This window comes from Sphingobium sp. LF-16, from assembly GCF_003711185.1.
GTDB classification, from domain to species: domain Bacteria; phylum Pseudomonadota; class Alphaproteobacteria; order Sphingomonadales; family Sphingomonadaceae; genus Sphingobium; species Sphingobium yanoikuyae_A.
Map to the genome: position 1 here is coordinate 522,131 of NZ_CP029335.1, position 20,763 is coordinate 542,893.

19 protein-coding genes are annotated in these 20,763 nt (G+C 66.4%); 15 read left to right on the forward strand and 4 right to left on the reverse strand.

All coding sequences use genetic code 11. The annotated features are described in order from the left end of the window. Window positions 1-102 precede the first annotated feature (102 nt). A complete protein-coding gene (locus DIZ22_RS02565) occupies window positions 103-1,260 on the reverse strand; it encodes a pyridoxal phosphate-dependent aminotransferase (protein ID WP_122927883.1) in 1,158 nt (385 codons plus the stop codon). A gap of 196 nt (window positions 1,261-1,456) precedes the next feature. Here DIZ22_RS02565 and ptsP point away from each other — a divergent pair, with 196 nt between their 5' ends. The 10 genes from ptsP (at window position 1,457) to DIZ22_RS02615 (ending at window position 14,322) form a co-directional block, all read left to right on the forward strand. Further along, window positions 1,457-3,730: a phosphoenolpyruvate--protein phosphotransferase gene (gene ptsP / locus DIZ22_RS02570; RefSeq protein ID WP_004208020.1), complete on the forward strand. Its 2,274-nt coding sequence runs from the start codon at window positions 1,457-1,459 to the stop codon at window positions 3,728-3,730. Between the two features lie 74 nt (window positions 3,731-3,804). Then, entirely contained in the window at window positions 3,805-4,743 is a 939-nt protein-coding gene (locus DIZ22_RS02575; protein WP_107917643.1) for a helix-turn-helix domain-containing protein, read from the forward strand. Window positions 4,744-4,839: 96 nt separating this feature from the next. Beyond that, a complete protein-coding gene (locus tag DIZ22_RS02580; RefSeq protein WP_010336235.1) occupies window positions 4,840-5,781 on the forward strand; it encodes a hypothetical protein in 942 nt (313 codons plus the stop codon). Between the two features lie 10 nt (window positions 5,782-5,791). Continuing rightward, complete coding sequence (gene tilS, locus DIZ22_RS02585) at window positions 5,792-6,739, forward strand: tRNA lysidine(34) synthetase TilS (RefSeq protein ID WP_048938771.1); 948 nt, start codon at window positions 5,792-5,794, stop codon at window positions 6,737-6,739. A 130-nt stretch (window positions 6,740-6,869) separates the two neighbouring features. After that, window positions 6,870-7,061: a hypothetical protein gene (locus tag DIZ22_RS02590; protein WP_017502470.1), complete on the forward strand. Its 192-nt coding sequence runs from the start codon at window positions 6,870-6,872 to the stop codon at window positions 7,059-7,061. A gap of 100 nt (window positions 7,062-7,161) precedes the next feature. Beyond that, window positions 7,162-9,108: an ATP-dependent zinc metalloprotease FtsH gene (ftsH, locus tag DIZ22_RS02595; protein ID WP_004208015.1), complete on the forward strand. Its 1,947-nt coding sequence runs from the start codon at window positions 7,162-7,164 to the stop codon at window positions 9,106-9,108. Window positions 9,109-9,259: 151 nt separating this feature from the next. Further along, window positions 9,260-10,906, forward strand: coding sequence for a family 43 glycosylhydrolase (locus DIZ22_RS02600; protein WP_048938772.1), 1,647 nt, complete (start codon window positions 9,260-9,262; stop codon window positions 10,904-10,906). 159 nt (window positions 10,907-11,065) lie between these two features. After that, window positions 11,066-12,523: an IMP dehydrogenase gene (guaB, locus tag DIZ22_RS02605; protein WP_010336239.1), complete on the forward strand. Its 1,458-nt coding sequence runs from the start codon at window positions 11,066-11,068 to the stop codon at window positions 12,521-12,523. A gap of 12 nt (window positions 12,524-12,535) precedes the next feature. Then, window positions 12,536-13,711, forward strand: coding sequence for an RsmB/NOP family class I SAM-dependent RNA methyltransferase (locus DIZ22_RS02610; RefSeq protein WP_122927884.1), 1,176 nt, complete (start codon window positions 12,536-12,538; stop codon window positions 13,709-13,711). A gap of 92 nt (window positions 13,712-13,803) precedes the next feature. Beyond that, entirely contained in the window at window positions 13,804-14,322 is a 519-nt protein-coding gene (locus DIZ22_RS02615) for a tetratricopeptide repeat protein (RefSeq protein ID WP_037517267.1), read from the forward strand. A gap of 1 nt (window position 14,323) precedes the next feature. Here DIZ22_RS02615 and DIZ22_RS02620 read toward each other — a convergent pair whose 3' ends face one another. The 3 genes from DIZ22_RS02620 to DIZ22_RS02630 form a co-directional block, all read right to left on the reverse strand. After that, window positions 14,324-14,824, reverse strand: coding sequence for a GNAT family N-acetyltransferase (locus tag DIZ22_RS02620; RefSeq protein WP_048938774.1), 501 nt, complete (start codon window positions 14,822-14,824; stop codon window positions 14,324-14,326). 75 nt (window positions 14,825-14,899) lie between these two features. Further along, on the reverse strand, window positions 14,900-15,535 hold the full coding sequence (locus DIZ22_RS02625; RefSeq protein ID WP_048938804.1) for a hypothetical protein: 636 nt from the start codon (window positions 15,533-15,535) through the stop codon (window positions 14,900-14,902). Between the two features lie 94 nt (window positions 15,536-15,629). Further along, window positions 15,630-17,066: a sigma-54 dependent transcriptional regulator gene (locus tag DIZ22_RS02630; RefSeq protein ID WP_048938775.1), complete on the reverse strand. Its 1,437-nt coding sequence runs from the start codon at window positions 17,064-17,066 to the stop codon at window positions 15,630-15,632. A 154-nt stretch (window positions 17,067-17,220) separates the two neighbouring features. On the opposite strand from DIZ22_RS02630, the gene DIZ22_RS02635 reads away from it, so the two are divergent. The 5 genes from DIZ22_RS02635 to DIZ22_RS02655 all read left to right on the forward strand — a co-directional run bounded on the left by DIZ22_RS02635 (window position 17,221) and on the right by DIZ22_RS02655 (window position 20,673). After that, window positions 17,221-17,346, forward strand: coding sequence for an aa3-type cytochrome c oxidase subunit IV (locus tag DIZ22_RS02635; RefSeq protein WP_010336245.1), 126 nt, complete (start codon window positions 17,221-17,223; stop codon window positions 17,344-17,346). Window positions 17,347-17,382: 36 nt separating this feature from the next. Then, a complete protein-coding gene (locus tag DIZ22_RS02640) occupies window positions 17,383-18,507 on the forward strand; it encodes an NAD(P) transhydrogenase subunit alpha (protein ID WP_048938776.1) in 1,125 nt (374 codons plus the stop codon). A 102-nt stretch (window positions 18,508-18,609) separates the two neighbouring features. After that, window positions 18,610-18,966, forward strand: coding sequence for an endonuclease domain-containing protein (locus DIZ22_RS02645; protein WP_037510285.1), 357 nt, complete (start codon window positions 18,610-18,612; stop codon window positions 18,964-18,966). 1 nt (window position 18,967) lies between these two features. Next, complete coding sequence (locus tag DIZ22_RS02650) at window positions 18,968-19,252, forward strand: NAD(P) transhydrogenase subunit alpha (protein WP_004208003.1); 285 nt, start codon at window positions 18,968-18,970, stop codon at window positions 19,250-19,252. Then, window positions 19,252-20,673, forward strand: coding sequence for an NAD(P)(+) transhydrogenase (Re/Si-specific) subunit beta (locus DIZ22_RS02655; RefSeq protein ID WP_037517256.1), 1,422 nt, complete (start codon window positions 19,252-19,254; stop codon window positions 20,671-20,673). The genes DIZ22_RS02650 and DIZ22_RS02655 overlap by 1 nt, the downstream gene beginning before the upstream one ends. Window positions 20,674-20,763: the final 90 nt, after the last annotated feature.

Genomic DNA, 20,763 nt, shown 5'->3' on the forward strand with positions numbered 1-20,763 from the left:
GTCTGGAGAAACGAAGGCGGAAACAATTTCCGCAATGCAAAAGGGGCTGCGGCACGCTTTATTTTGCGTGCCGCAGCCCCTTTTTGGTAAGGTCAGGTCAGATCAGGCCTTCCAGACCGCGTCCACAGCCTTGCAGAAGGCGTCCATCTCGCTGGCAGAGCCGACCGAGATGCGCGAGACATTGGGCCAGATCGGCCAGTTGCGGCCGATCTGCACCTTCTGCGTCAGCAGGGCGGCCTGCATGTCCTTGGCGGGCTTTCCCCAGTCGACCATGAACATGTTCGCCATGCTGCCCGGCAGCACCTTGATCCCCTTCTTGGTCAAATGGGCGATCGCCTTGTCACGGTTGGCCGCCATTTCGGCCTGGCGCGCCTTGATGAGATCGGCCTGGGCGACCGAGACGGTGCCGCAGGCGACGGCCGTCATCGGCAGCATGGCGGTGACCTGGCCACCGTCATAGCGCATCATCTTTTCCATCAGCGAGGGCGCGGCGAAGGTGAGGCCGAGGCGCATGCCGGCCATGCCGAACAGCTTCGAGAAGGTGCGCAGCACCAGCACGTCGTCGCGGGTGGCGGCGAGCTTGGCGGCGCGCGGCGTATCGGTCCAGTGGATATAGGCTTCGTCGACCACCAGCACCGAATCCTTGGGCTTGTTGGCGGCCAGCCATTCGATGTCGGCGATCGGCGTGATCGTGCCGGTCGGGTTGTTGGGCGAGCAGATATAATAGACGCCGGCATTGGGATCGGCCGCCAGCATCGCCTTCACGTCATGGGCATTGTCCTTGGTCAGCGGCACCTTCGTCACCTTGGCGCCGAGCCAGGCGCCGGTGCGCCAGATCGCTTCATAGGTCGGGTCGGCGGTGACGATGCCCTTGGTCGGCGAGGCGAAGGCAACGGCGACGCGGCTCAGCGGATCGGACGAGCCGGGCCAGGCAACGATGCGGTCGGCCGGAATGCCCTCCACCTGCGCGACCGCGGCGAACAGCTTCTCATGCTCATTGTCGGGTTCGTAGCGATTGCCTTCGGTCACCAGCTTGAAGGCGGCTTCGGCGGCGACCGGGAAGGGGCCGGTCCAGCATTCGTTGGCGCCGATGCGGACCGCGCCTTCGACCGGCTTGGCGGCCTGCTGTGCGGCGGCACCGACGGTGCGCATCGCAACGGCGCCGGCGCCGAGCAGCGCGGTCACCTTGACCAGCTGGCGGCGCGAATAGCCGCGGTCCAGAAGCTCCTGTTCAAACTCCGTTGGCGTGGTCGTTTCCATGATCCCTGACTCCCAGACATGCTTGATGCTGCCTTTGCGGCGTTAGACGAATGTACAGCATGTATCCGCCACGCAAATGAGGAAGATGACCTAGCTTATCAGCGATGCGTAACAATCGTGCTTTTCTGCGGGGTTCATGAACATATCGCGAGGAAAGCGCTTGGAAAGAAAGCCATCCATCTGTTAGCGATTTGCCATGCCCAGTACGCCCGCCGCCGCCGCCCGCCAGATCCTCGTCCGCCTGCAGGAGGTAATGGCGGCGCGCACCAGCGCGCAGGCCAAGCTGAACAAGGTGGTGGAGATCATCGGCGAATCGCTGTCGAGCGAGGTCTGCTCCATCTATCTGGTGCGCGAGGGCGTGCTGGAACTGTTCGCGACCCGCGGCCTGAAGCAGGAGGCGGTGCATGTCACCCGCATGGCCAAGGGCGAGGGTCTGGTCGGGCTGATCGCCACCAATGTCGAGCCGCTGAATCTGGACGAGGCCGCCGCCCATCCCGACTTTTCCTATCGCCCGGAAACCGGCGAGGAGCTGTTCCACAGCTTTGCCGGCGTGCCGATCGTGCGGCGCGAGCGCGCGCTGGGCGTGCTGTGCGTGCAGCATGTCGAGCCGCGCAAATATGAAGAGGTCGAGATCGAGGCGCTGCAGACGGTCGCCATGGTGCTGTCCGAGCTGATCGCCAATGCCGAACTGGCCGATGACGGCCCGACCGATGCGCGGGTGCAGGAAACCGGATCGAACATCATGACCGGCCTGCAGCTGGTGATGGGCATGGCGCGGGGCCATGTCGTCTTCCACCAGCCGCGCGTCCATATCGAGCATACCGTCGCCGAGGATACGGAAGCGGAGCGGCAGCGGGTCATTTCCGCCTTTGCCAAGATGCGCGAACAGATCGACCGGATGACCGGCACGGCCGATTTCGGGACCGAGGGCGAGCATCAGGAGGTGCTCGAAACCTACAAGATGTTCGCCTATGACGAGGGCTGGATCCGCCGCATCAACGAGGCGATCGACAGCGGCCTGACCGCCGAGGCTGCAATCGAGCGGGTGCAGCAGCGCACCCGGATGCGGATGCGCCAGATCGACGATCCGCTGCTGCAGGACCGGATGCACGATCTGGAGGACATGGCCAACCGGCTGCTGCGCATCGTGTCCGGGCAATTGGGCACGGCGGCGCAACTGGGGCTGCGGCAGGACGCGATCCTGATCGCACGCAACCTGGGGCCGGCGGAGCTGCTGGAATATGACCGGCGGCGGCTGAAGGGCGTGATCCTGGAGGAAGGGTCGCTGACCGCCCATGTCACCATCGTCGCCCGCGCCATGGGCGTGCCGGTGCTGGGCCGGGTGCGCGACATTCGCCACCGGGTCAATGAAGGCGACCTGATCCTGATGGATGTCGCCGAAAATGCGCTGCTGATCCGGCCGACGCCCGACATGGAGGAGGCGTTCGAGACCAAGCTGCACATCACCCAGAAGCGGCGGGCGGAATTTGCCGCGCTGCGCGACCTGCCGTCGGTGACGCAGGATGGGGCGCGGATCGAGCTGATGGTCAATGCCGGCCTGCGCGAGGATGCGCAGGCGCTGGACATGGTCGGCGCCGACGGCATCGGCCTGTTCCGCACCGAATTCCAGTTCCTGGTCTCGGCGACGCTGCCGCAGCGCGAGAAGCAGCAGCGGCTCTACAAGGATGTGTTGGACGCGGCCGGCGACCGGCCCGTCATCTTCCGCACTGTCGACATCGGCGGTGACAAGGCGCTGCCTTACATGACGCGCGAGGATGACGAGCATGAGGATAATCCGGCGATGGGCTGGCGCGCGATCCGGCTGGCGCTGGACCGCGACGGCCTGATGAAGGCGCAGGCGCGCGCATTGCTGGAGGCGAGCGCGGGCAAGGTGCTGAACATCATGTTCCCGATGGTGTCGGAACCCTGGGAGTTCGAGGAGGCGCGCACGCTGGTCGAGCATCAGCGGCAATGGCTGATCGGGCAGAAGAAGAAGCTGCCGGTGGCGGTGCGCTATGGCGCGATGCTGGAGGTGCCGGCGCTGGCCGAGGTGCTGGACCTGCTGTTGCCGCAGCTCGATTTCCTGTCGATCGGCACCAACGACCTGACCCAGTTCCTGTTCGCCGCCGACCGCGCCCATCCCAAGCTGGCGGAGCGTTATGACTGGCTGAGCCTGGCGATCCTGCGTTTCCTGGATCGGGTGGTGCGGATCTGCGAGATCTACAAGGTGCCGGTCGGCGTCTGTGGCGAAATGGGCGGACGCACGCTGGAGGCGATGGCGCTGATTGGCCTGGGCGTGCGGCGGCTGTCGATCACGCCGGCGTCGGTCGGGCCGGTCAAGGCGATGATCCGCGCGATCGATGCGGCCGAATTGCAGGCGCTGATGCGCGATCTGTTGGACAGCGGGGCAAGCGATCTGCGCGCGCAACTGACCAGCTGGGCCGAGCAGCGGAACATCGAGCTGGCCTGAAAAGACACCGCCCCGGCGTTGACAAGCGCCGTCCCGCAATGAGACAAGGCCGCCAATCAAGGTCGCGGAGCAGCATGGCAGACGAACCCGAATTCGAACCCGTCGCGGACGACGCGACGGCAGCGCAGCCCAGCACCCCCGGCGCCAAGTTGCGCGCCGCGCGCGAGGCGCAGGGGCTGTCGGTGCAGGATATCGCCACCCGGACCCGCATCGCCCAGCGCCAGCTGGAGGCGATCGAGCGGGACGATTATGGCGCCTTGCCGGGCATTCCCTATGCGGTGGGTTTCGCCCGCGCCTATGCCCGCGCGATCGATCTGGACGAGGTGGCGATCGCCGCCGACGTGCGCAATGCCGTGCATAATTCCGACATGGGGGCGACCCGCTACGAAGCGTTCGAGCCGGCCGATCCGGCGCGGGTGCCGTCGCGAACCCTGGCCTGGACCGCGGCGGTGATCGGCATCATCGTGATTGCCGGCTTCACCATCTGGCGCACCCAGTTGCTGACCCCGCCGACCGGCGAGGAAATCGCCGAGCAGCAGGCAGAAAAGCCCGCTGCCGCGCCCAAGGCCGGCGTGCAGGCGCCGATTGCGGCGCCCGTGACCGGGCCGGTGGTGTTCACCGCCAATGACGATGTGTGGATGCGCATTGTCGACGAGGCGGGCGAGCGGCTGAAGGACGGGCTGCTGAAGAAGGGCGAGAGCTTCACCCTGCCGGCCGGCGCGCGCAATCCGACGATCCTGACCGGTCGCCCGCAGGCGCTGGACGTGACCGTGGGTGGCAAGGCGATCCCGCCGCTGGGCGCGGCCGACCGCACCATTGCCGACGTTCCGGTCAGTGCCGAGGCGCTGCTGGCACGGGCCGCCGCACCGGCAGGGGCTCCGGCGGGCGCTCCGGCGCCGGCTGGCCAGCCGCCGCGCACGCCGACGACGCCCGCGGGCGGGCAGGGGAGCGTGCCGACGCCGGCTTCGTCCCCGCCGCCGACCGCCGCGCCGCAGCCCAGCGCGGGCAACTGACCCGTCCCATAGCCGGACAGGCACGAGCGGGCCGCGCTTTATTGCGTGGCGCGTCCGCCTATGGTTAAAGGCGGAAAGATTTAGTCGGGGATCATCATGCGTTACGCCTTTTTCGCCACCACCGCCATCGCGCTGGCGGCCCCGCTGCTGTCGGCCGTGCCGGCCGCTGCCCAGCAGAATCCCACGGTCGAACTGCGTGTCGACCGGCTGGAAAAGGAAATGCGGGCGGTGCAGCGCAAGGTGTTCCCGGCCGGCACGCCGGTAGAGGCGGAAATCACCCGTCCCCAGACGCCGACCATCGCGCCGGGCAGCCCGACGTCGAGCCCGGTGGCCGACCTGACCGCGCGGGTGGGGGCGCTGGAATCGCAGCTCGCCTCGATCACCGGCCAGGTCGAGGAAAACAGCTACAAGCTCAAGCAGTTGGAAGAGGCGTTCAACCGCTACAAGGCGGAAGCCGAAGCGCGGGCCGCAACGCCGGTCGAGGCCGGCCCGCCGGTGATGCGTCCGACGGTCGCGACCGATGCGCCCGCGCCCAAGCCGGCTGCTGCCAAGCCGACGACCCCGCCCGCAAAGTCGGCCGCCGCGCCGGTGGCCAGCGATGCGCGCAAGACGGCGGTGGCGGCGATCGAGAAGCCGGATACCGGCGATGCGGCGGGCGATGCCTATAGCTATGGCTTCCGCCTATGGGACGCGAAATTCTATCCCGAGGCGCAGGCACAGCTCAAGGCGACGGTCGACAAATATGGCGACGGGTCGGTCGGCAGCCGCGCCGCCAACCTGCTGGGCCGCGCCTATCTGGACGATGGCAAGCCGGCGCTGGCGTCGGTCGCCTTCTACGAAAATTACCAGAAGCGCCCGCGTGGCGAGCGCGCGCCCGACAGCCTGGCCTATCTGGGCGAGGCGCTGATCCAGCTCAAGAAGCCTGCGGATGCCTGCAAGGTCTATGCGGAGCTGGAACAGGTCTATGGTTCGACCCTGTCGAGCGGCCTGCGCGGCATGATGGACAAGGGCCGGACCAAGGCCAAGTGCAGCGTTTGAGCCGATAGACGTGCCGGAGCTGGCACCTTCCCATCGCCCCGATGCGCTGCGGCTGGCCGTGCGCGCGCTGGTGGACGGAGAGGAGACGGCCCGGTTCGGCATTGCGGTGTCGGGCGGGCCGGACAGCATGGCGCTGCTGGACCTGGCGGTGCAGGCCTGGCCCGGCCGGGTGGCGGCGGCGACGCTGGATCATGGATTGCGGGCTGAATCTGCGGCCGAGGCGGCGATGGTTGCGCGCTGGTGCGCGGAGCGGCGCGTCCCCCATGCGACGCTCGCGCCGGAGACTGCGGTGTCCGGCAATATCCAGGATTGGGCGCGGCGGCAGCGTTATGCCCAGCTGGAGGCATGGCGGGCCGGCGCCGGGCTGGACTGGATATTGACCGCCCATCATGCCGACGACCAGCTGGAAACCCTGCTGATGCGGCTCAACCGGGGATCGGGGGTCGGCGGCCTGGCCGGGGTGCGGGCGCGGGCCGGCCGGGTGCTGCGGCCGTTGCTGACGGTGCGCAAGGCGCAATTGCAGGCCCATGCCGACCAGGCGGGGCTGCCCTATGTGCTGGACCCGTCCAATGCCGATCCGCGCTTCGACCGGGCGGCGCTGCGCAAGTGGCTGGATGGCGTCGACTGGATCGATGCCGAGGCGGCGGCGCGCAGCGCGGCGGCGCTGGCGGAGGCGGAGGCTGCGCTGATATGGACGGTGGCGGGGCTGGCGGCCACGCATATCCATCCATCGACCGACGCCTGGGTGCTGGACCGCACCGACCTGCCGCGCGAACTGTTGCGGCGGCTGCTGATCGAGATGCTCTGTTCCGCCGACCCGGAGATCGTGCTGCCGCGCGGCGAGGCGCTGGACCGGGCGATTGCCGCTGCGCGGGCGGGGCGCCAGGCGAGTCTGGGCGACTGGCTGCTGCGCGGTGGCGCGGTATGGACCCTGTCACCGGCACCCCCGCGACGCTGAGATTTTCGGAAAAGTTCCACCGTCCAACGCGGGACATCAACGGCTGGTCGCTTTTGGGCGGCATGCTGACCGGTTCTTAACCCATGGGCCGTTAACCACGTGGCGTGACCAATAGCGGGATTTGTTCGGAATGATGGAATTTGCGGCGCTGACCTATGGCTTGCTGGTCAGCGTGATCCTCTCGGCCGTGAAGCGGAACCGGAAGCTGAACAAGGCGCATCCGCCGCTGCTTCTCTATATGGGCTATCTGCTGTGCGGCCTGTCCGCCGGCCTGGCGCTGGTGCTGGCCTATGTCGCGCTGTTCCAGCTGACCGGCAACTGATCGCCCGGATATCGACAGGGCTGGAAATCGGCAGCGGACAGCGCGTCCAGCTTGCGCTTTGCCGGCCACACCCTATCTTGCGGGGTGAAAGAGAGTGATGATGAACGACGAAAAAGACCCACAGGGTAATCCCTGGATCAAGAGTGCGATGATTTGGGCAGGGGTCATCATCGCCCTGCTCCTGTTCGTTTCGCTGTTCGAGCGCCCGACCACCCAGGCCGGCAGCGCCATCGCCTATTCGGAATTCCGTGCCAAGGTGCAGGAAGGCCAGGTCAAGGATGTGGCGATCGCGCCCGACCGGATCACCGGCACCCTGTCGAGTGGCCAGGGTTTCAGCACGGTCCCGGTCAATGACCCCAAGCTGACCGACCTGCTGGACGATTATAATGTCAAATATTCGGGCCAGGCCGAACAGCAGCCCAGCTTCTGGCAGATCATGCTGTACCAGTCGCTGCCGTTCCTGCTGATCCTGGGCATCGCCTTCTTCGTGCTGCGCCAGATGCAGAAGGGCGGCGGCGCCGGTGGCGCGATGGGCTTTGGCAAGTCCAAGGCCAAGCTGCTGACCGAAAAGCATGGCAAGGTGACGTTCGATGACGTTGCCGGCATCGACGAAGCCCGTGAGGAACTGCAGGAAATCGTCGAGTTCCTGAAGGACCCGAGCAAGTTCGCACGTCTTGGCGGCAAGATCCCCAAGGGCGCGCTGCTGGTCGGTTCGCCGGGCACCGGCAAGACGCTGCTGGCCCGCGCGATTGCGGGTGAAGCGGGCGTGCCCTTCTTTACCATTTCGGGTTCGGACTTTGTCGAGATGTTCGTCGGCGTCGGCGCGAGCCGCGTGCGCGACATGTTCGAGCAGGCCAAGAAGAATGCGCCGTGCATCGTCTTCATCGACGAAATCGATGCGGTCGGTCGCCATCGCGGCGCGGGCCTGGGCAATGGCAATGACGAGCGCGAGCAGACGCTGAACCAGCTTCTGGTCGAGATGGACGGTTTCGAGGCCAATGAGGGCATCATCATCGTCGCGGCGACCAACCGCCCCGACGTGCTGGACCCCGCGCTGCTGCGTCCGGGCCGTTTCGACCGTCAGGTCGTGGTGCCCCGTCCCGACATCGAGGGGCGCGAGAAGATTTTGGCTGTCCACATGAAGAAGGTGCCGCTGGCGCCCGACGTCAACCCGCGCACCATCGCGCGCGGCACGCCGGGCTTCTCCGGCGCGGACCTGGCCAATCTGGTCAACGAAGCCGCCCTGATGGCGGCCCGTCGCGGCAAGCGTCTGGTCGCCATGGACGAGTTCGAAGCGGCCAAGGACAAGGTCATGATGGGCAGCGAGCGCCGCTCCATGGTCATGACCGACGACGAGAAGAAGATGACCGCCTATCATGAGGCGGGCCATGCCATCGTCGCAGTCCATGAGCCGGCGTCCGACCCGATCCACAAGGCGACGATCATCCCGCGCGGCCGCGCGCTGGGCATGGTGATGCGCCTGCCGGAGCGGGACAGCTACAGCTATCATCGTGACAAGATGCACGCGAACATGGCCGTCGCCATGGGTGGCCGCGTCGCCGAGGAAATCATCTTCGGTTACGACAAGGTGTCGTCGGGTGCGTCGGGCGATATCCAATATGCCACCAAGCTGGCGCGCGACATGGTGACCCAGTGGGGCATGTCCGACAAGCTGGGGCCGCTGCAATATGAAGAGCAGCAGGGCGAGACCTTCCTGGGCTATTCGCAGAGCCAGCGCGTCCATATGTCGGACGAGACGGCGAAGCTGATCGACAAGGAAATCCGTGGCCTGGTGGAGCAGGGCTATGCCCGTGCGCAGGAACTGCTCAAGGGCCATGAGGACCAGCTGCACCTGCTGGCCAATGCCATGCTGGAATATGAGACGCTCTCCGGCGAGGAGATCAAGGCGCTGCTGGAAAAGGGCGAGATCACCCGCGACGACGGCACCACGATCAAGCCGTCGGTGATCCCGGCGGCGGGGTCGTCCATCCCCAAGACGCGCAAGCGCAAGGGGCCGTTCGGCGATCCGACCCCCGCTGGCGCGTAAGCGCCGAGCAGGCAGTGGAATGAAAAAGGGGCGCGGCCATGATGGTCGCGCCCCTTTTTCGTTTCCGGTACTTTTGCGTTTCGGACCATTGCGTTGCATGCACGAGCGGACCAGAAGCGGGGCCGGACACCATCAATTTTGGGGAAATATCTTGGCCCATTCCCGCCGTGACGCGATGTTTCTGGGACTGGCTTCGACGGCGGGGCTGGCGATGCCGGGGCTGGGCGAGGCGAGGGCGTCGGATAGCTGTGCCTCTGCGCCGGCCTGGCGCTATGGCGCCGAGCGCGAGCGGCTGGCGGACCTTGGCAATGGCCGCTTTCTGAACCCGGTGCTGTCGGGGGATCGGCCTGATCCCAACATATTGAAGGATGGCGACGACTATTGGGCGACCTTTTCGTCCTTCGACTATTTCCCGGCGGTCGTGATCTGGCATTCGCGCGATCTGGTGAACTGGCGGCCGGTGGGGCCGGCGCTGACCGCGCCGCTGGGTTCGGTCTGGGCGCTGGACATCGCCAAGCATGAAGGTCGCTATTTCATCTATATTCCGGTGTTCAATCCGACCGATCCCAGCTTTTCGGCGGGGCCGGCCATTCCCTGCAAGATTTTCGTCGTCCATGCCGACCGGATGGAAGGGCCATGGAGCGCCCCCGTCGACCTGGACATCAAGGGCTATATCGACCCCGGCCATGCGGTGGGCGAGGACGGTAAACGCTATCTGTTCCTGAATGGCGGCGCGCGGGTGCGGATCAGCGATGACGGGCTGCGCCGGGACGGGCCGATCGAGCAGGTCTATGAGGGGTGGCCGATCCCGGAGGACTGGATCATCGAGGCGCCGGCACTTGAAGGCCCCAAGGTGCTGCGCCGGGATGGCTGGTTCTACCTGTTTTCCGGGCAGGGCGGGACGGCCGGGCCGCCGACCAGCCATATGGTGATCGTCGCCCGGTCCCGATCGATCAACGGACCGTGGGAAAATTGTCCACATAACCCGATTGTGCGGACGGCGCGGGCGGGCGAACCCTGGTGGTCGCGTGGCCATGGCACGGCGGTGGAAGGGCCGGCGGGCGATTGGTGGCTCGCCTATCATGGCTATGAAAATGGCTATCGCACGCTGGGACGGCAGATGCTGCTGGAGCCGTTCGTCTGGGACGCGGATGGCTGGCCGGGCATGACCGGTGGCGATCTGTCGGCGGCGCTGCCCATGCCGGCGGCCAGGCGCGCGGGCGGATCGGGGCTTGCGCTGTCCGGCCCGTTCAAGCCCAGCGACATGGGGAGCCGGCTGGCCTTCTTTGCGCCGCAGAAGGATTATCTCGATCGTGCCGCTTTCAGGGATGGTGCGCTGGTGCTGAAGGCGCAGGGCAAGGGGCCGGCGGAGTCATCGCCATTGGCCTTCATCGCCGGGGATCGTTCCTATGAGGTGAGCGTCGATGTCGAACTGGAGGGCGGCGCTCAGGCGGGTCTGCTGCTCTTCTACAATCCCCAATATTTTGTCGGCCTGGGGTCGGAAGTGGGCGCGCTGCACAATTACAAGGTCGGGCGCGAGCAGGGCTATCCGCCGCCCGGACCGGCGGAAGGCGGCCGTTTTTCGCTGCGGGTCGTGAATGACGACAATGTCGCGAGCTTCCATATTCGCGGTGCAGGCAAGGTGTGGCGCAAGATCATTTCCTATGAAGTGTCGAGCTATCATCATAATCTGGCGGATGGCTTCCTGAGCCTGCGCCCGGCGCTGTTCGTATCGGGAGCCGGGCAGGCGCGCTTTTCCAATCTGCTCTATCGAGGGCGGGGCAGCCAGGGGGCATAGCGACCAGCCGAACGCCAAGATCGGGATCGCAAGAAAGGCGGCAAGAAAATCCCCAAGGGGTCTGGCCGTTTTGCGGGTTAATGGTTACATGGGCCGCCACGAATCCCCAGCGGTCCGGTTCCCCTCCGCCCGACCCGCGCAGCAGAAAGTGGCTTTCACATGGACATCCGCCTTGGCCTCACCTTTGACGACGTGCTGTTGCAGCCCGCCGAATCCGATGTGCTGCCCAGCCAGGCGGACACGTCCACCCATGTGACCAAGGCGATCAAGCTGAACATCCCGATCCTGTCGTCGGCGATGGACACGGTGACCGAGGCCGACATGGCGATCGTCATGGCGCAGCTGGGCGGTATCGGCGTGCTGCACCGTAACCTGACGGTCGAGGAGCAGGCCGATGCGGTCCGCGCGGTCAAGCGCTTCGAGAGCGGCATGGTCGTCAATCCCATCACCATCCTGCCGACCGCCACGCTGGCCGACGCGCAGATGCTGATGCAGCGCCACAGGATCAGCGGCATTCCGGTCGTCGAGGCGAACGGCAAGCTGGTCGGCATCCTGACCCATCGCGATACCCGCTTTGCCGAAAATCCCGGTCAGCCGGTCAGCGAGCTGATGACCAAGGACAATCTGGCGACGGTCAAGGCCGGCGTCGGCCAGGATGAGGCGATGCGCCTGCTGCATGCCCGCCGGATCGAGAAGCTGCTGGTGGTGGACGATAATTATCACTGCGTGGGCCTGATCACCGTCAAGGATATCGAGAAGGCCGTCACCTATCCGCAGGCGACCAAGGATGCGTCGGGCCGACTGCGCGTCGCCGCGGCATCGACCGTGGGCGACAAGGGGCTGGAGCGCAGCAAGGCGCTGATCGACGCGGAATGCGATCTGATCGTCATCGACACCGCCCATGGCCACAGCAAGCAGGTCGCGGTCGCGGTGGAAGCGGTCAAGAAACTGTCCAACCATGTCCAGGTCGTGGCCGGCAATGTCGCCACCGCCGAAGCGACCAAGGCGCTGATCGACGCCGGCGCGGACTGCGTGAAGGTCGGCATCGGCCCCGGCTCCATCTGCACCACCCGCGTCGTCGCCGGCGTGGGCGTACCGCAGCTGACCGCCGTCATGGATTCGGCCAATGAAGCGCACAAGCATGGCGTGCCGGTGATCGCCGATGGTGGCCTGCGCACGTCGGGCGACGTCGCCAAGGCGCTGGCGGCGGGCGCTGGCTGCGTCATGGTGGGCTCTCTGCTGGCGGGCACGGCCGAAGCGCCGGGCGAAACCTTCCTGTATCAGGGCCGCGCCTATAAGAGCTATCGCGGCATGGGCAGCGTCGGCGCAATGGCGCGCGGCAGCGCCGACCGCTATTTCCAGGCCGACATCAAGGACCAGATGAAGCTGGTGCCCGAGGGTATCGAAGGCCAGGTGCCGTTCAAGGGCCCGGCCAAGGATGTCATTCACCAGCTGGTCGGCGGCGTGAAGGCCGCGATGGGCTATACCGGCAGCCGCACCATCAAGGATCTGCAGGAGCGTGCCCGCTTCGTCCAGATCACCAATGCCGGCCTGTCGGAAAGCCATGTTCACGATGTGACGATCACGCGTGAGGCCCCCAACTATCCGACGCGCTAAGGAGCAGGCGGCATGACGCCTGCGGCCCGAGTGCAGGCCGCGATCGACCTGCTGGACGCGATCATTGCTGCCGCCCGCGATGGCGGGCCGGCGGCGGACACGCTGATCGCGCGCTATTTCAAGGAACGGCGCTATGCCGGGTCGCGCGATCGCCGCGCGGTGCGCGACCATGTCTATGACGCGATCCGCCGCGTCGCCGATCGGCCCGAAACCGGCCGCGCGGCGATGATCGGCCTGGTCGATGCGCAGCCGGAGCTGGCCGCGCTGTTCGACGGATCGGCCCATGCGCCGCTGCCGATCGAGCCGGGCGAAGCAGGCGCGGCGGCTGGCGCGGTGCCGGGCTGGTTGCAGCCCTTGCTGGCCGCGCCGGTGGAGCAGGATGCGTTGCTGGGCCGCGCGCCGGTGGACCTGCGCGTCAATCGACTGAAGGCGACGCCCGCGCAAGTGGCGCCCGAATTGCCGGACGCGACGCCGATCGCCGGCATCCCGGACGCGCTGCGCCTGCCCGAAGGCTATCCGGTCGAGCAGAGCGAGGCGTGGAAGCGCGGCGCGGTCGAGGTGCAGGATGCCGGCAGCCAGCTGATTTCGGCCGCTTGCGGGGCGCAGGCCGGCCAGACGGTGATCGACCTGTGCGCGGGTGCGGGTGGCAAGACGCTGGCGCTGGCTGCGGCGATGAGCGGCAAGGGCCGGCTGATCGCCGCCGACACGATCCGCAACCGGATCGATCGGCTGGCGCCGCGTGCCGAACGGGCTGGCGTGACCTGTATCGAGAGGCTGCTGCTGGACCAGGGGCATGAGGCACGCGCGCTGGCGCCGCTGGCGGGGCAGGCGGACATCGTGCTGGTCGACGCGCCCTGCTCGGGCACGGGCACCTGGCGCCGCAATCCCGAGGCGCGCTGGCGCCTGACCCAGGCGCGGCTCGACCGGCTGGTGTCGGAACAGGCCCGGATCCTGGATTTCGCCGCGCCCTTGCTGGCGCCCGGCGGTTTGCTGGTCTATGCTACCTGTGCATTGACCGACAGAGAGGGGCGGGATCAGGTGGATGCGTTTCTGGCGCGTCAGGCCGGCTGGAGTGCCGAGCCGATCGAAGCGGATATGGGCCGCGCCCATGGCCATGGGCTGCTGCTGACGCCCGGCCATGACGGCACCGATGGCTTCTACTTCGCCAGGCTGCGGAGGGCCGCCTGAAACAGGCCATGGACAAGCGCGCGCAAAATAGCGACACTTGCCCTTCGGTCTGCGGGCCTGAGTCAATGCCTGAAACATGGCTGGAGATTTTGATGCGTTTCACCCCGGCCTCGATTGCCCTTGCCGTCCTTCTGACCACCGTTTCCAGCGTGGGCCTGACCCAGCGCCCTGATACCCAGATCGAACCGCGGTCGATCGAATGGCAGAAGGCGGGCGAGGCGGCGCGCAAGGCGGGCAATCTGACCGGTGCCACCGACGCGCTGGAAAGCGCGCTGGCGGTCGATCCGCGCAATCGCGCGGCCTATATCGAACTGGCCGAAGTGGCCCGCGCGCAGGGACTGCAGGGCAAGGCCATCCGCCTCTACAAGGAAGCGTTGCTGCTCGACCCGACCGACGTGACCGCGATCGCCGGCCAGGGCGAGGCGATGGTCGAGAAGGGCGCGATCGCCAAGGCCAAGGAAAATCTGGCCCAGGCGCAGAACCTGTGCAAGGGCAGCTGCCCCGAAGTCGCGCAGCTCAATGCCGCGATCCAGAAAGGACCGCCGGCAGTGGCGATGACCAGCAAGGAAGCGGTGCCGGGCGCCAAGGCCAACAGCACCGATAATCCGTAATCTATCCGGCTTTCGGCGGTTCGATCGATTTTTCGTAGAAGCGCGTGTCGACCGCCATCCTGGGGAAGGCGGGCGGCAGGTCGTCGGCTTCGACCAGCGCGAAGCCATTCTTCTCGTAGAAGCGGTGCGCCGCCAGGAAACGGGCAGTGGTGCCGAGATAGATTTGGGCGAGGCCGCGGTCGGCCGCCGCGTTGAGCAGATGGTCGAGCAGCGCCTGGGCGACGCCGGCGGCGCGGCCGCGATGGCTGGACGCCACGAACATCTTACGCAGCGCGCCCTGACCCTGGCCGATATCCTTGAGCGCGATCGTGCCGATGATCAGGCCGTCCTCCTCCGCGACCCAGAAGCCGCCGGCGCCGGGCAGGTAGAAGCCGGCTATGTCGGTGAGGTCCGGCTGGTCCGCTGCGGTGATGGCGATGCCATATTCGTCGCGCTGAATGCCAAGGATCAGGTCGAGAATGCCCGGCTGGTCGGCGGGGGCGAAGGGGCGGATCAGGGGCAAGGGGCTGGGCTTCCTGGCAGCGGTTCGGAATGATCGACGCGGACGGAAACGAACGACCGCGCCGAAAGCCGCCGGTCAGTTGCTGGCGTTGGAGGCCGGTGCGGGCGTGGCCGTGGCGCTGGCGCCCTCCGGCGTCTGGGCCTTGGGCGCGAAGATACGCAGGCTGTCGAGCAGGGCTTGCGCGATCGGCTGATATTGTTCGCTCAGCATCTCGGGATAGACGAAGGTGGCGGTGACGATCGCGCCGTCAGGCTGTTTCAGCAGGCGCAGCGCGACATTATTGCCTTCGCCGTCATTGGCGGTGCCGCGATATTCATTCTCGCCGATGAAATCGCCATCCACGCCCTCAGCGCCGTCGGACAGTGCCTCGACGATCTGCTGCAGCGTCTGGTCATTGTCATTCTTCTGCCAGAAGACGCGGACGTCGGCGCCCGCGCCGGGATCCTGATAGACGACGCCATCGGCATTGCTGGCTTCGCCATCCTTCATCCAGCCTTCGGGCATGGTGACGGAATAGCCATGGTCGATATTCACATAGTTGCGGCTGTCGCCGGCATCATCCTTCTGCGCGTTGGCCAGCGCATTGGCAGCGGCCGCATTGGCGGCGGCGGCCAGTTCCTCCTGGCTCGGCATGTCCGCGACCGGTTCGGCACGGCCACAGGCGACCAGCAGCAGGAGGGGGGAGCAGGCGGCGAGGAGGGGCGCTTTCATGCCCCGTTCAAAAGCATAGGCGCGGGGATAATTCAACGCCGTAGCGGAACCCCCGCGACAATATGCCCCAGCCGCAGGGCGCCCGGTCCCGCGATCAGGCCGCGTTGTCGATGCCCAGTTCCGCGAGCTTGCGATAGAGGGTCGAACGGCCGATCCCCAGCCGGCGGGCGACTTCGGTCATGCGACCGCGATAATGGCCGATGGCCAGGCGGATGACGTCGGCCTCGATCTCCGCGAGCTGGCGGACATGGCCGTCGCCTTCGAACAGGGTGATGCCGGCGGCTTCGCGCGGCGGCGTGGCGGCAACGCGTTGGCGCGGACCGCTGGCGCGGCGGGACAGGATATGGGCGGCGACCTGCGGGAAGTCATGCGGGGTCAGCGCATCGCCCTCGCACAGCACGGCGGCGCGGAACAGGGCGTTCTGGAGCTGGCGGACATTGCCCGGCCAGTCATGCTGCATCAGCAGCGCCAGCGCATCGTCGGTGAGGCCCAGGCCCCGCAGGCCCGGCTGCGTCGCGATGCGGGCGAGGAGGTGGCGGCAGAGGGCGGGAATGTCGCCCATACGCTCCCGCAATGGGGGCACGGTCAACTGGACGACGTTGAGGCGATAATAGAGATCCTCGCGGAACCGGCCCGCCTCGATCTCGTCGCTGAGCTTCTTGTTGGTGGCGGCGATGACGCGGACATCGACATGGACGGGGCGGCGCGCGCCGATCGGCTGCACCTCGCCATCCTGGAGCACGCGCAGCAGCTTGACCTGCGCGTCGAGCGGCATTTCGCTGACTTCGTCGAGGAAGATGGTGCCCATGTCGGCCGACAGGAATTTGCCGACATGGCGGTCAAAGGCACCGGTGAAGGCGCCGCGTTCATGACCGAACAGTTCTGATTCGACGAGGTTGGCGGGGATCGCGCCGCAATTGACTGTCACCATCGCCTGCTTGTGGCGCGGCGAGGCGGCGTGGATGGCGCGGGCGACGACATCCTTGCCGACGCCGCTTTCGCCCTCGATCAGCACCGGCACGCGGGCGCGTGCGGCCTTGGCCGCGATGGCAAGGGCGGTGCGGAACTGGGGCGCCGCGCCGACGACATCCTCGAACGCCAGCGGGGCGCTGATCTTCTCGGTGAGCGGCCGCAGTTCGCCGCGCACATTGCCCTCCAGCGTCGCGTTGAGCGCGGCGAGCAGCCGTTCGGGCGCGATCGGCTTGGAGAGATAGTCGGTGGCGCCGGCGCGCATCGCCTGCACCGCGACGGCGACGCTGTTATGCGCCGTCAGCACCAGGATCGGCAGGGCGGGGCGCTGCGCATGGATGGCGCCGATCAGGTCGGCCGGATCGAAATCCGGGCTCCATTGATCGATCAGGACCGCGTCGAGCTGCATGCCGTCCTGCGTGCCCAGCGTCGCCAGGGCGGTTTCGGCATCGCTGGCGAAGATGGTCCGCCATCCCGCGCGCGCGGCCAGCGCGGACACCAGCCGGCGCTGCGCGGGCTCGTCGTCGATCAACATCAGCAAGGGAACGCCTTCGCGAACCATCTGGACCCCTCTTGTGCAAACAGGAGGTCATCCTAGGCGCCGGGGGTAAAAGCGCCCTTAACCTGTAAAGATTTTCTTGTGCCCCTACGGCTTGAGGGGGGTGGGGGGACAGGATAAGAGGTTGCACAACGATGTAATAACTAGGGGAACGGATATGGCTTCTGACGGGAACATCCAGAGCGCAACCCAGACCTATGAAGGGTTTGTCGGCTTCGTGAAGTGGGGCACCATTGCCTGCCTCATCGTCGCCGCGATTGTCGTGCTGCTGATCTCCAGCTGAGCCATGTCGACGCTATAGGAGGGGGATGCTGATATAATGAAAATTGCGATATTGAAGGAACAGGCTGCGGGCGAACGGCGCGTGGCCGGCACGCCCGAGACCGTGAAGAAGTTCATCGCGCTGGGCGCAAGCGTGGCTGTCGAGGCCGGCGCTGGCGCGACGGCGTCGATTGCTGACGACGCTTATGCTGCGGCCGGTGCCAGCGTTGGCGATCGTGCCGCGACGCTGGCGGGCGCCGATATCCTGCTGGGCGTGCAAGGCCCCGATCCGGCCAGCCTTGGCGGCGCTGCGGCGGGAGCCTGGATCGTCGCGGGCCTCAACCCGTTTGGCGATCGGGCGCGGGTCGATGCCTATGCCGCCGGTGGCTATGAGGCGCTGGCGATGGAGTTCATGCCGCGCATCACCCGCGCGCAATCGATGGATATCTTGTCATCCCAGTCGAACCTGTCGGGATACAAGGCCGTGCTGGACGCGGCGGCCGAATATGACCGCGCCTTCCCGATGATGATGACGGCAGCAGGCACCGTGTCGGCGGCCAAATGCTTCGTCATGGGCGTAGGCGTGGCCGGCCTTCAGGCGATCGCCACCGCGCGGCGCCTGGGCGCGCAGGTGAGCGCCACCGATGTGCGTGCCGCGACCAAGGAGCAGATCGAATCGCTCGGCGCCAAGGCGATCTTCGTGGAGAAGGTGGCCGGCATCGAGGGTGAGGGCACCGGTGGCTATGCCACGGAAATGTCCGACGAATATAAGGCGGCCCAGGCCGAGCTGGTATCGTCGCACATCGCCAAGCAGGACATCGTCATCACCACCGCGCTGATCCCCGGCCGGCCTGCGCCGCGCCTGATCAGTGACGCGCAGATCGCGTCGATGAAGCCGGGCAGCGTGATCGTTGATCTCGCGGTCGAGCAGGGTGGCAATGTCGAGGGCGCGGTCGCCGGCGAAGTGGTCGTGCGCCACGGCGTCAAGATCGTGGGCCATCGCAACGTGCCCAGCCGCCTGGCCGCCGACACCTCGGCCCTGTTCTCGCGCAATCTCTATAATTTCCTGTCCGCCTTCTGGGACAAGGACAAGAATGCGCCGGTGCTGGACGAGGAAATCGGCAACGCCATCCGCCTGACCCAGGGGGGCAAGGTCGTCAACGAACGGCTGCTGGCAAGCTGATGGGGACCAGCCGCAGGCTGGTGGAGGGGTATCGCCCTGTCATGAACGGGACACCCCTCCGTCTGGCTTCGCCAGCCACCTCCCCTTCCAGGGGAGGATGATGTGCTGCAAGGGCAGGCGAACAGGGCACGGCAGTTGCGCAAGGCGATGTCGAAGCCGGAAGTCCTGCTCTGGCAGATATTGAGGCAAAGGCCGCAAGGTCTGAAATTTCGCCGTCAGCACCCGTCCGGTCCTTATGTGGCAGATTTTTACTGCCATGAGGCGCGGCTGGTGATCGAGGTCGACGGCGAAGCGCATGCAAGAGGGGATGCGCCGATGAGGGATGAGCAACGCGACTGCTGGTTTGCGGAACGGGGACTGTCCGTTCTGCGTCTGCCGGCCGCCGCAATCATGAATGATAGGGACAATGCCGTAGCCGCGATCCTGGCCAGGGCAGTCGAAACAAGTGGGGAGGACTAGAATGGACTTCATTGCCATCCTGTCGATTTTCGTGCTGGCGTGCTTCGTCGGCTATTATGTGGTCTGGTCGGTGACGCCCGCGCTGCACACGCCGCTGATGGCGGTTACCAATGCCATTTCGTCGGTCATCATCGTCGGTGCGCTGGTCGCGTCGGCGGAGGCCGGTAGCCTGGCGGCCAAGCTGCTGGGGCTGGTCGCGGTGGTCTTTGCGTCGGTCAACATCTTCGGTGGCTTTGCCGTGACCGAGCGCATGCTGGCCATGTACAAGAAGAAGGAGCGCAAGTGATGCACGAGCTTGCGCCCGTCTCGCCCTTCGTTGCGCTGGCCTATCTGGTTTCCGGCGTCCTCTTCATCCTGGCGCTGCGCGGCCTGTCGAGCCCGTCGACCAGCCGTCGCGGCAACCGCATGGGCATGGTCGGCATGGCGATCGCCGTGGTCACGACCCTTTATACCCATGATGTGCTGAGCCTGCCCGAGATCCTGGGCGCCATCGCCATCGGTGGCGGCATCGGCTTCATCATCGCCCGTCGCATCGAGATGACGGCGATGCCGCAGCTGGTCGCGGCCTTCCACTCGCTGGTCGGCCTGGCCGCCGTGCTGGTCGGCGCGGCCGCCTATCTCAATCCCGGCGCGTTCGGCATTCTCGATCCGCTGACGAACGAGATCCACAATGCCAGCCGCATCGAGATGGGGCTGGGCGTCGCGATCGGCGCGATCACCTTCTCGGGTTCGGTCATTGCCTTCCTGAAACTGAACGGCAACATGTCGGGCAAGCCGATCATGCTGCCGGGCCGCCATGTCATCAATCTGGCGACGCTGGCGGCGATCCTGGGCCTGATCGCCTATTTCGTGACCGACCAGTCGCCCTGGATCTTCTGGACCGTGACGGCGCTGAGCTTCGTCATCGGCTTCCTGCTGATCATCCCGATCGGCGGCGCGGACATGCCGGTCGTGGTGTCGATGCTGAACAGCTATTCGGGCTGGGCCGCTGCAGCCATGGGCTTCACCCTGGGCAATACGGCGATGATCATCACCGGCGCGCTGGTGGGCAGTTCCGGCGCGATCCTGTCCTACATCATGTGCAAGGCGATGAACCGCAGCTTCATCAGCGTGATCGCCGGCGGCTTCGGCGCGGAAGCCGGTCCGTCGGGCGGCGGCGCGGCGGCGGTCGACCGTCCCTACAAGCGCGGCAGCGCCGAGGATGCGGCCTTCCTGATGAGCCAGGCGGACAATGTCATCATCGTGCCGGGTTACGGCATGGCGGTCAGCCAGGCGCAGCATGCGCTGCGCGAAATGGCCGACCTGCTCAAGAAGGAAGGCGTGAACGTCAAATATGCGATCCATCCGGTCGCAGGGCGCATGCCCGGCCACATGAACGTGCTGCTGGCCGAAGCGAACGTTCCCTATGACGAGGTGTTCGAGCTGGAGGACATCAACAGCGAGTTCGGCCAGGCCGACGTTGCCTTCGTCATCGGCGCCAATGACGTGACCAATCCGGCGGCCAAGACCGACAAGACGTCGCCCATCTATGGCATGCCGATCCTGGACGTCGCCAACGCCAAGTCGGTGCTGTTCGTGAAGCGCTCCATGGGCGGGGCCGGCTATGCCGGCGTCGACAATGAGGTCTTCTACATGGACAACACCATGATGCTGCTGGCCGACGCCAAGAAGATGGTCGAGGAGATCGTCAAGGCGCTGGCCCACTAAAGTGACCCGATCCACCCGCGTCGGATCGCCCCGTCGACGGGGCGGGTGGATCGTCCTGACTTGTCGAAGCCCGCATCTTTCGTAAAAGAA

Excerpts from the sequence above, each read along its gene's own strand:
- DIZ22_RS02565 (WP_122927883.1), bottom strand. The coding sequence starts at position 1,260 with ATGGAAACGACCACGCCAACGGAGTTTGAACAGGAGCTTCTGGACCGC.
- DIZ22_RS02655 (WP_037517256.1), top strand. The coding sequence starts at position 19,252 with ATGCACGAGCTTGCGCCCGTCTCGCCCTTCGTTGCGCTGGCCTATCTG.
- ftsH (WP_004208015.1), top strand. The coding sequence starts at position 7,162 with ATGAACGACGAAAAAGACCCACAGGGTAATCCCTGGATCAAGAGTGCG.
- DIZ22_RS02575 (WP_107917643.1), top strand. The coding sequence starts at position 3,805 with ATGGCAGACGAACCCGAATTCGAACCCGTCGCGGACGACGCGACGGCA.
- DIZ22_RS02635 (WP_010336245.1), top strand. The coding sequence starts at position 17,221 with ATGGCTTCTGACGGGAACATCCAGAGCGCAACCCAGACCTATGAAGGG.
- guaB (WP_010336239.1), top strand. The coding sequence starts at position 11,066 with ATGGACATCCGCCTTGGCCTCACCTTTGACGACGTGCTGTTGCAGCCC.
- DIZ22_RS02580 (WP_010336235.1), top strand. The coding sequence starts at position 4,840 with ATGCGTTACGCCTTTTTCGCCACCACCGCCATCGCGCTGGCGGCCCCG.
- DIZ22_RS02610 (WP_122927884.1), top strand. The coding sequence starts at position 12,536 with ATGACGCCTGCGGCCCGAGTGCAGGCCGCGATCGACCTGCTGGACGCG.
- DIZ22_RS02590 (WP_017502470.1), top strand. The coding sequence starts at position 6,870 with ATGATGGAATTTGCGGCGCTGACCTATGGCTTGCTGGTCAGCGTGATC.
- ptsP (WP_004208020.1), top strand. The coding sequence starts at position 1,457 with ATGCCCAGTACGCCCGCCGCCGCCGCCCGCCAGATCCTCGTCCGCCTG.
- DIZ22_RS02625 (WP_048938804.1), bottom strand. The coding sequence starts at position 15,535 with ATGAAAGCGCCCCTCCTCGCCGCCTGCTCCCCCCTCCTGCTGCTGGTC.
- DIZ22_RS02650 (WP_004208003.1), top strand. The coding sequence starts at position 18,968 with ATGGACTTCATTGCCATCCTGTCGATTTTCGTGCTGGCGTGCTTCGTC.
- DIZ22_RS02640 (WP_048938776.1), top strand. The coding sequence starts at position 17,383 with ATGAAAATTGCGATATTGAAGGAACAGGCTGCGGGCGAACGGCGCGTG.
- DIZ22_RS02615 (WP_037517267.1), top strand. The coding sequence starts at position 13,804 with ATGCGTTTCACCCCGGCCTCGATTGCCCTTGCCGTCCTTCTGACCACC.
- DIZ22_RS02630 (WP_048938775.1), bottom strand. The coding sequence starts at position 17,066 with ATGGTTCGCGAAGGCGTTCCCTTGCTGATGTTGATCGACGACGAGCCC.